Here is a 9,063-nt window from a genome sequence, read left to right on the forward strand (position 1 = left end):
TAAGGAGTAAATAGTTATGAAATTACAAAACAAAGTGATGTTAATCACTTATCCTGACAGTATGGGTCATAACTTAAAAGACCTAAACTTCGTCTTAGAAAACTATTTAAAAGGTGCCATTGGTGGTTTACATATCTTGCCATTTTTCCCATCAGCTGGAGACCGTGGTTTTTCACCAATGACTTATGATAAAGTCGACGATCAATTCGGTGACTGGAGTGATATTGAAGCATTGTCAAGTAAGTACTACACAATGTTTGACTTCATGATTAATCACTTATCCAAGCACTCAGAATATTACAAGGACTTTGTAAAAAATAAAGACAAAAGTAAATATAAAGATCTTTACCTCAACTGGGATAAGTTTTGGCCAGAAAATCGTCCTACCCAAGCTGATGTAGACTTAATTTACAAACGTAAAGATCGTGCCCCATATCAAACTATTGAATTTGCAGATGGTAGTAAAACTAATATCTGGAATACTTTTGGTGAAGACCAACTTGATTTAGATATTAGAACTGATACAACTAAGAAATTTGTCAAAGACAATTTAGTTAACTTAGCCAACCATGGTGCAAGCTTAATTAGATTAGATGCATTTGCTTATGCTGTTAAAAAGCTTGATACTAATGATTTCTTTGTTGAACCAGAAATTTGGGACTTACTTAAAGAAGCAAATGATGACTTAAAGGGTACTGATGCTCAACTTCTCCCTGAAATTCATGAACACTACAAGTATCCATTTAAAGTAAGTGAACACGGTTACTTTATTTACGACTTTGCTTTACCAATGGTCTTATTATACTCACTTTACAATGGTAAATCTAAGAGACTTGCTGACTGGCTACGTAAGAGTCCAATGAAGCAATTTACTACTTTAGATACTCATGATGGTTTAGGTGTTGTTGATGCTAAGGATATTTTATCTGATGATGAAATTGACATGACCACTAATGAATTGTACAAGGTTGGTGCTAATGTTAAACGTAAGTATTCATCAGCTGAATACCACAACCTCGATATCTACCAAATTAATACTACTTATTACTCCGCTTTGGGTGACGATGATAAGAAATACTTCATTTCTCGTCTTGTTCAAGTATTTGCACCTGGTATTCCACAAGTTTACTACGTTGGATTACTTGCTGGTCAAAATGACTTGAAGTTACTCGAAGAAACTAAAGAAGGTAGAAATATCAACCGTCACTACTATGAAGTTGATGAAGTAGCTGACGAAGTTAAGCGTCCAGTAGTTGCAAAATTACTTAACTTATTACGCTTCAGAAATGAAGAAGAAGCTTTTGACTTAGAAGGTAGCATCGATATTACTACTCCTAGCGAAAGCCAAATCCAAATTGTTCGTGAAAACAAAGATAAGACTAGAAAAGCTGTGTTAAACCTTGATTTAGCAAGTCTTGAATACAGCGTTGAAGTCAATGGTAAATCTGTTGATTTCAACTAATCTCTTTTTACATTAATTATTCTAACTGTTTAATTATTTTCCTATTTCCAATTTTATAACTCAATTAAAAAAGCAGTCATCTGACTGCTTTTTTCTTATCCACTAATTTTTATCGTACCAGCAATTACTAGATATATTGCCAATATACTTAACAAAAGTAAAAATATCATAACTAATTTTTCAGAAAGAGAAATTGTTTTTTGATAATATTTCCTAGCCTTGTAATACAAGTAAAAGCCTGGAATAAAACTAACTGTAACTAATAGAACTTGTTTCCAACCAGCTAAAATCATACAGCATAATTGAAAGAGCGCACCTAATAATCCGATTAATAATTGACCCCAATTATTTTCTTTTCGACTTAGTTTCATCTGATAGATACAAACGAATAGATACGTAAATAAACTGGCTGCAACACATAATGAATATGCAAATTCATAAGCTTGCTTTGTAAATAAAAGTGAGAATAAAAAGATACTTTGTAAGCTAGCTGTTAAAATCAACGAATCTTTTGGCGCACCTTTTTTATTTGTTTTGCCCCAAAACGGTGGTAAAACTTTATCTCTTGCTAATAACATTGTAGATTCTGCAGGTAAAAGTGTCCATGACAGCCAAGAAATAAAAGTAGAAACAATTAACCCAATATTTATAATAATTGTTCCTGGCCACCCAATCAGCTTAGTCAAAATTGCTCCTAAAGCTGGTTGACCAGCTTTAGCTAGTTGCGCTTGCGTCATAACCCCATAAGGTAAGATAGAAATCAAGACATAAACCAAGAACAGCAGAATAAAAGCTACAATCGAAGCAAATTCAGCTTCTTTTCTTGTTTTAGCCCGGTGAGCCATCACACTTGCACCTTCAATTCCGATAAACACCCAGATCATAGTTAATAATGATGCTCTAATTTGTGACCATAAATTTCCAACCTTAAAACTACCATTTAAGTTATCAAATGCATTTCCCCAAAAATTAGCTGTAAATAAACCTGCTTTGAAAGAAATTATCACAAAGATTAGGAATAAAATTAAAGGACATATTTTGAAAAAAGTTCCAATAGTATTGATAAAAGCGGCATTTTCTACTCCTTCATTAACCAAATAAGTTAATATCCATCCCACTACAATTGCAAATAAAATAGCAGCAATAGTTTGCCCATTTCCAAAAATCGGGAAAAAGGTTCCTAATGCACTCATCATCATAGTGGCAATTGCAATATTTCCTAACCAATCAGACAACCAATAAGTCCATCCAGCAATAAATTCTGCTAGTGGTCCTAATGCTTCATGGGCATAGCTGAATACTCCTGATTCCAAATCAGGTCTTTTTTGCGATAAATTATTTAATGATAAAACTAAGAATAAAATTCCCAACCCCACAAATAACCAAGCTAATATTGCAGGGCCGGGGGCGGCAGCTGTACTAATATCTGTAGTAATTCCAAAAATTCCTGCACCAATACATGAGCTAACGATTAGTGCAACTAGTTCTAGCTTTCCAATTGCTCTTTTTTTAATTGTTCTCACCTATTCTGAAAAATAATAAAATAATTAATCATTTTATCAGATTAAACTATTATTTGTCTAACAAAAAAAAAAGCTCTAAACAATTAGAACTTTCTTCTTTAAGTTATATTCAGTAATTAGCCAATTTTAATTACTCCAGTCATAATAAACATGATTGATACCAAACTTAACAATAGAATAACTCCCATTACCAATTTCTCAGATAATGAAATTGACCGTCTATTTTCACGACATGCTTGGTAGTAAATAATAAAGCCTGGGATAAAACTAATTGATACTAGCAATACTTCTTGCCAACCAGCCAAGAACATACATGCCAATTGAAAGCCTGCTGCTAGCAAACCAATAGTGAATTGTCCCCATTCCTTGCGACCAGCACTAAACTTCATTTGATACAAACCAACTAACAAGTACGAGAATAAAATAGCAGCTGTACATAATGAATATGCAAATTCATAAGCTTCTTGTGTAAATAAAAGTGAGAACAAGAAGAGTGTTTGCAGAATCGCTGTAATGTAAAGCGAAGCAGTTGGTGCTCCCTTAGCATTTACTTTTCCCCATACTTTAGGCATTGCCTTATCTTCAGCAGCTAACATTGTAGTTTCTGCTGGAAGCATTGTCCAAGACAACCATGAAATAATTGTTGATACTATCAAACCTAAGTTAATAATGGTAGCTCCCCATTGTCCAACTACATTTTTAAGTACATATCCTAAAGCAGGTTGACCTGCACTAGCAAGTTGAGCACGAGTTAAAGTACCATAAGGTAAGATTGAAATTAAAACATAAATTAGGACTAATAAAATAAATCCAATAATTGAAGCTTGTTCAGCTTCTTTACGAGTCTTAGCTCTGTGGGCCATGACGCTCGCACCTTCAACGCCAATAAATACCCAAATCATTGTCATCAATGAACCTTTTACTTGTTCACCAATTGAACCTGTTACAGTTCCTTTAGACATATTATTAAGGACTTGACCCCAGAAATCAGTAGTAAACATCCCACCTTTAAAGAATATTACCATCAAAATAACAAATAGCACTAATGGGACAATCTTAAAAATAGTACCAATAAAGTTAATAAATGATGCACTTTCTACACCGTGGTTAACTAAAATAGTTAAAAGCCAACAAAAAATAATTGCTCCGATAATTGATGGAACATTTTGACCACCAGCAAACAGAGGAACAAAAGTACCAATGGCACTCATTAACATAGTCGCAAAGGCAATATTCCCTAGCCATGCTGAAAGCCAATAAGACCAACCTGAAATAAATTCACCTAATGGTCCAAAGCCTGCACCAGCATAACTAAAAATACCAGCTTCAAGATCTGGACGCTTTTGTGATAAGTTATTTAAACATAAAACTAAAGCTAAAATTCCTAAACCAACAAACAGCCATGCAAGCAAAGCTGGTCCTGGTGCTGCAGCTTTCGAAACATCACTAGTAATACCAAAAATACCAGTCCCGATACATGAACTAACTATCAATGCAATTAGTTCAACACGGCTAATTCCTTTTTCTTTTTCCATAATTACACCTCACGCAAAATAGCGAAGTAGCCTCTTCGGCCAACTTCGCTATCTCCTTAATCGATATCTTCACGTACGATTGGGCAAGACATACAACGTGGGCCACCACGACCGCGTGACAATTCACTTGAACGAACTTCATGAACTAAAATACCATGTTTACGTAACAAATCGTTTGATACATAGTTTCTATCATAAGTTACAACTTCACCTGGAGCAATTGCCAAAGTATTTGAACCATCATTCCATTGTTCACGTGGAGCCACAATCTTATCACCATTACCAGTCGCAATTAAGTCAATTTCTGGCTTGTTCAAAGCTTCTTTCAAAACTGCCTTAATGTCAGTGTGGTGTTCAATGGTAATTTCACCATCTTTACCTGGGTGAAGTACCCAATTATCTACCTTGCCATCTTCATTCAAAATAGCTGGGTGAACTGTAAATTGATCATAATTAATCATTGTAAAGACAGTATCTAAGTGCATCATTGCGTGATTATGTGGAATATGGATAGCAATGATGGTATCGTAATCAGAATCTTTAAATAAGTTCTTTGCAATATCTTGAATTGCATCAGCAGTAGTTCTTTGACTAATACCAATTGCCAAAACATGATTACTTAAAACTAATTCGTCCCCACCTTCAATGTGAGTAGCATGGTTACGATCACGCCATACTGGAACTTTACCAGCAAACCGTTCATTATACTTAATAATGTATTCTGTAATCAAAGATTCTCTTTGACGTGCCTTAAAGGTCATCCGGTTAATTGAAATACCATTACCAATTGAAGCTTGTGGATCTCTAGTAAAGTAAGCATTTGGCATTGGATCCATTAAGAATGGCCAATCAGTATCTTCTGAAAGTGATTGAAGATCTGGATTTTTAATTTCAACATCTTCAATTCTTACACCTTCAATAATTTTATTAACCATATCTTGAACATTCATACTGCCCAAGTATTCCATCAAAGCTTCTTTAGTTGCTCCTGCAATATAGCCAGATTCGGCAATCATTCTTTCCAAAAATTCATGACGTACCTTTTCATCTGCCAAGGCTTCAGCAGCTAATTTTTCAAAATAAATTACTTCAATTCCTTGATCACGCAACGTTTGTGCAAAATAGTCATGCTCTTTTTGAGCAATTGGCAAATATGGAATATCATCAAATAAAAGTCGTTCCATATAATCTGGTGTGATATTTTCAATTTCCTTACCGGGACGGTGAAGCATAACAGTCTTTAACTTTCCGATTTCAGAAGTTACATGAATTCCACTAGTCATTACTTTCACTCCTTTTCTCAAGTCTATTTTTAATAAAAATAATGTTTTAATTATGAATTACTGTTCCTAGCTTGCCTGCTAGTGCATCATCTAAGCCGGCAAGTGAGGTAATAATTGCTTTTCTTTCTGGGTGATTTTCAACAAAGCTCAAGCAAGCTTCTACCTTTGGCAACATACTACCAGTGGCAAATTGCTTTTCAGCAATATATTCCTTGGCTTCAGATACTGATAAATCCTTCAATGTCTTTTGATCTGGCTTATTGTAATTTACATAAACATAATCCACTGCTGTCAAAATAATTAACGTATCTGCACTAATATTATCAGCAAGTAAAGCACTTGAACGGTCTTTATCAATAACAGCTGGCACACCCTTTAATCCACTCTCAGTTTTGATAACGGGTACACCACCACCACCACCAGCAATAACAATTGTGCCGTTTTCGATTAAAGTTTTAATAGAATTTAGTTCAATAATCTTTTCCGGAAGTGGTGATGCAATAACTTGGCGATATCCTCGACCAGCATCTTCTTTGAAAGTTACCCCTTTTTCTTCAGCTAACTTTTCAGCTTCTTCTTTAGAATAGAAGCTTCCAATTGGCTTAGTTGGATTTTGAAATGCATGATCTTTTTCATCAACCAAAATTTGAGTAATTAAGGTTGCAACATCTTTATCTGGCAATTCATTTTTTAAACTTTGTTGTAAATGATATCCAATATAACCTTGACTTAAGGCACCACATTCTGGAAATGGGAAGCTAGCTCCTTCACCATGTTCAGCCGCATAGCTTAAGCCCAAGTTAATTTGCCCAACTTGTGGGCCATTACCATGACTAATAACGACTTGATGTCCTGCTTTAATTAGACCAGCAAGTGACTTAGCAGTTTGCTTAACTAACTTTAATTGTTCTTCTGGAGTTTTACCTAAGGCATTTCCACCTAAAGCTACAACAACTTTCATTAAACTTTCCTCCTTAGTCACCTAAGGTTGCAACCATAACAGCCTTGATGGTGTGCATACGGTTTTCTGCTTCGCGGAATACTACTGATTGTGGACTTTCAAAGACTTCATCAGTTACTTCCATTTCACTTAAACCATACTTATCTTTAATCTTCTTAGCAACAGCAGTATCTAAGTTGTGGAATGCTGGTAAGCAGTGTTCAAAAATTGCATGTGGATTTTCAGTTGCTTCCATAACTTCCTTAGTTACTTGGTAAGGCTTAAGGAGCTTAATTCTTCTTTCCCATTCTTCGTCAGGTTCACCCATTGATACCCATACGTCAGCATAGATAACATCCATGCCCTTAACGCCTTCTTTGATGTCGTTTGAAACAACAATCTTGGCACCAGTCTTTTCAGCAATCTTGTTAGCCTTTGCTAAAACTTCTGGATCTGGGTTCAATTCTTTTGGAGTTACAACGTGGTATTCCATCCCCATAACTGCACTACCAAGCATTAAAGCATTTGATACATTGTCTTGACCATCACCAACAAAAGCAAACTTAATGTCGCGGTATTCCTTCTTCAAAACTTCCTTTGCAGTTAAGAAGTCAGCTAAAACTTGGGTTGGGTGATCTTCATCTGTTAAACCGTTCCAAACAGGAACACCTGAATATTTAGCCAAAGTTTCTGCTGAGCGTTGTGAAAAGCCACGGTATTCAATACCATCAAACATTCCACCTAAAACGCGGGCAGTATCTTTAACTGATTCCTTGTAACCAATGTGTGAACCAGATGGTCCTAAGTAAGTTACATGTGCGCCTTGATCCTTGGCACCAACTTCAAAAGCACAACGAGTACGAGTTGAAGCCTTTTCAAAAATTAATGCAATGTTCTTACCCTTAAGGTGTTGTTGTTCAGTTCCTGCATACTTAGCCTTCTTTAAATCTTCAGATAAGTTAAGTAAATATTCCATTTCACGTGTATTAAAATCTGCTAATGTTAAAAAACTACGATTTCTTAAATTAAAAGCCATTGATATATCCTCCCTGGATAATATTTCTTTGATTTATTTTCACTTTCTATTATAGTAACCGCTTTCAAAATACTTCATCAGATATCACCTTTATTTATTTATTTTTTTCTATCTTTTTGTGTTATTCTAGTAATAGATAAATATTAATAGCGCTTACATAAGCTTTTAACTAAAAATATGTTTATATTTAAATGATTATTTTTTTGAAAAGTGTTGTTTCAAAGTACATCATTATATTTCAATTTTATTCACGAGGTATAAACCATGAACTTTTATATTGTCGATCCAAATAAAGAAAATCGTGATAATCTCCGTAACTTAATTGAAGCAGACTATGATTCAATCGTAGTCGGAACAGCTGGAGAAAGTAATCGTGCCTATAGCGAAATTATTCAATTACACATAGACATTTTAATTATTAATTACAATCTTGATGAAAAAGAGAAAGGGCTTGAACTCATTAATAAACTCAAAAATGTTGGATCGCGGCCCAGATTTCTAATGATCTGTCCTAAGCTATCTTCACAAGAAATGCAAAATATTTATGATTCAAGCGTCGATCTAATTATTGCTTCCCCTCTTAATTTAGTCGAGGCCAGACAAATGATTCGCCTAATTTCTTCTTATGCAATGCTTTTAAATCGCTTAAATCAAATTTATGAAATATCTAGCTCCAGTATTGCTCCTTACACTCGGCCACAGGCTTTGCACCGTGAGCAAACTGATCATATTGCACAAGTACTTAGATTTTTAGGAATTGCGGCTGAAGCAGGAATTGATGATATCATGAAAATTTGTAATATTATGTGTGATCAAAATATTGAGTTTTCACAAATTAATTTTGAACGTGATTTACATATTACTGAACATGATAAACGAATTATCTTTCAAAGAATTAGACGATCTCTTAAAGTTGGAATCAGCAACCTTGCTAATATGTGCATAGACTATCCAGAAAATGATATTTTATTAGATTATGCCAATAATTTATTTGAGTATCGAAATATCCATAGTGAAATGCGCAAATTAAATGGTGAGAATGCTAAACCTGTTCAAATCTCTTTGCAACATTTCTTTAATGGGCTACTTCAAGAAAGTTATCGCGTTAAAAAATAAGCAAAAAGCTATCGAAATGTATCAATTGATGCATCTCGATAGCTTTTATTTGTTTAATAGAAATCTTGCAAAATATAATTCATAAATTATACCAAATATTGAAAAACACGCTGCAAAAAAACCTTCTGTTAAGACATTAATAATCGGATCGAGACTGTAAAATAGTTT

The 9,063-nt window shown here is 34.4% G+C and carries 7 protein-coding genes and 1 pseudogene; 2 read left to right on the top strand and 6 right to left on the bottom strand.

The features are described 5' to 3' along the window. The first annotated feature begins 16 nt into the window (after positions 1 to 16). On the top strand, positions 17 to 1,462 hold the full coding sequence (gene gtfA, locus ACNDLV_RS06370) for a sucrose phosphorylase (RefSeq protein ID WP_006586392.1): 1,446 nt from the start codon (positions 17 to 19) through the stop codon (positions 1,460 to 1,462). Between the two features lie 95 nt (positions 1,463 to 1,557). Here the strand turns inward: gtfA and ACNDLV_RS06375 are convergent, their stop codons facing one another. From ACNDLV_RS06375 to argF, 5 genes are all read right to left on the bottom strand, one after another. After that, entirely contained in the window at positions 1,558 to 2,985 is a 1,428-nt protein-coding gene (locus tag ACNDLV_RS06375; protein ID WP_006586391.1) for a basic amino acid/polyamine antiporter, read from the bottom strand. A gap of 116 nt (positions 2,986 to 3,101) precedes the next feature. After that, positions 3,102 to 4,520, bottom strand: a complete 1,419-nt coding sequence (locus tag ACNDLV_RS06380) for a basic amino acid/polyamine antiporter (RefSeq protein WP_006586390.1) — start codon at positions 4,518 to 4,520, stop codon at positions 3,102 to 3,104. Positions 4,521 to 4,576: 56 nt separating this feature from the next. Further along, a complete protein-coding gene (arcA, locus tag ACNDLV_RS06385) occupies positions 4,577 to 5,803 on the bottom strand; it encodes an arginine deiminase (protein ID WP_006586389.1) in 1,227 nt (408 codons plus the stop codon). A gap of 46 nt (positions 5,804 to 5,849) precedes the next feature. Beyond that, entirely contained in the window at positions 5,850 to 6,764 is a 915-nt protein-coding gene (arcC, locus tag ACNDLV_RS06390; protein WP_022091315.1) for a carbamate kinase, read from the bottom strand. Positions 6,765 to 6,777: 13 nt separating this feature from the next. Then, a complete protein-coding gene (gene argF, locus ACNDLV_RS06395; protein ID WP_006586387.1) occupies positions 6,778 to 7,779 on the bottom strand; it encodes an ornithine carbamoyltransferase in 1,002 nt (333 codons plus the stop codon). A 264-nt stretch (positions 7,780 to 8,043) separates the two neighbouring features. Here argF and ACNDLV_RS06400 point away from each other — a divergent pair, with 264 nt between their 5' ends. After that, positions 8,044 to 8,895 carry a DNA-binding domain-containing protein gene (locus ACNDLV_RS06400; RefSeq protein ID WP_006587703.1) on the top strand — a complete coding sequence of 284 codons (852 nt, stop codon included), beginning with the start codon at positions 8,044 to 8,046 and terminating at the stop codon, positions 8,893 to 8,895. A 45-nt stretch (positions 8,896 to 8,940) separates the two neighbouring features. Here ACNDLV_RS06400 and ACNDLV_RS06405 read toward each other — a convergent pair. Then, positions 8,941 to 9,063, bottom strand: a pseudogene (locus tag ACNDLV_RS06405) (TIGR01906 family membrane protein); the annotation flags it as partial.

The organism is Lactobacillus fornicalis, from assembly GCF_055362665.1.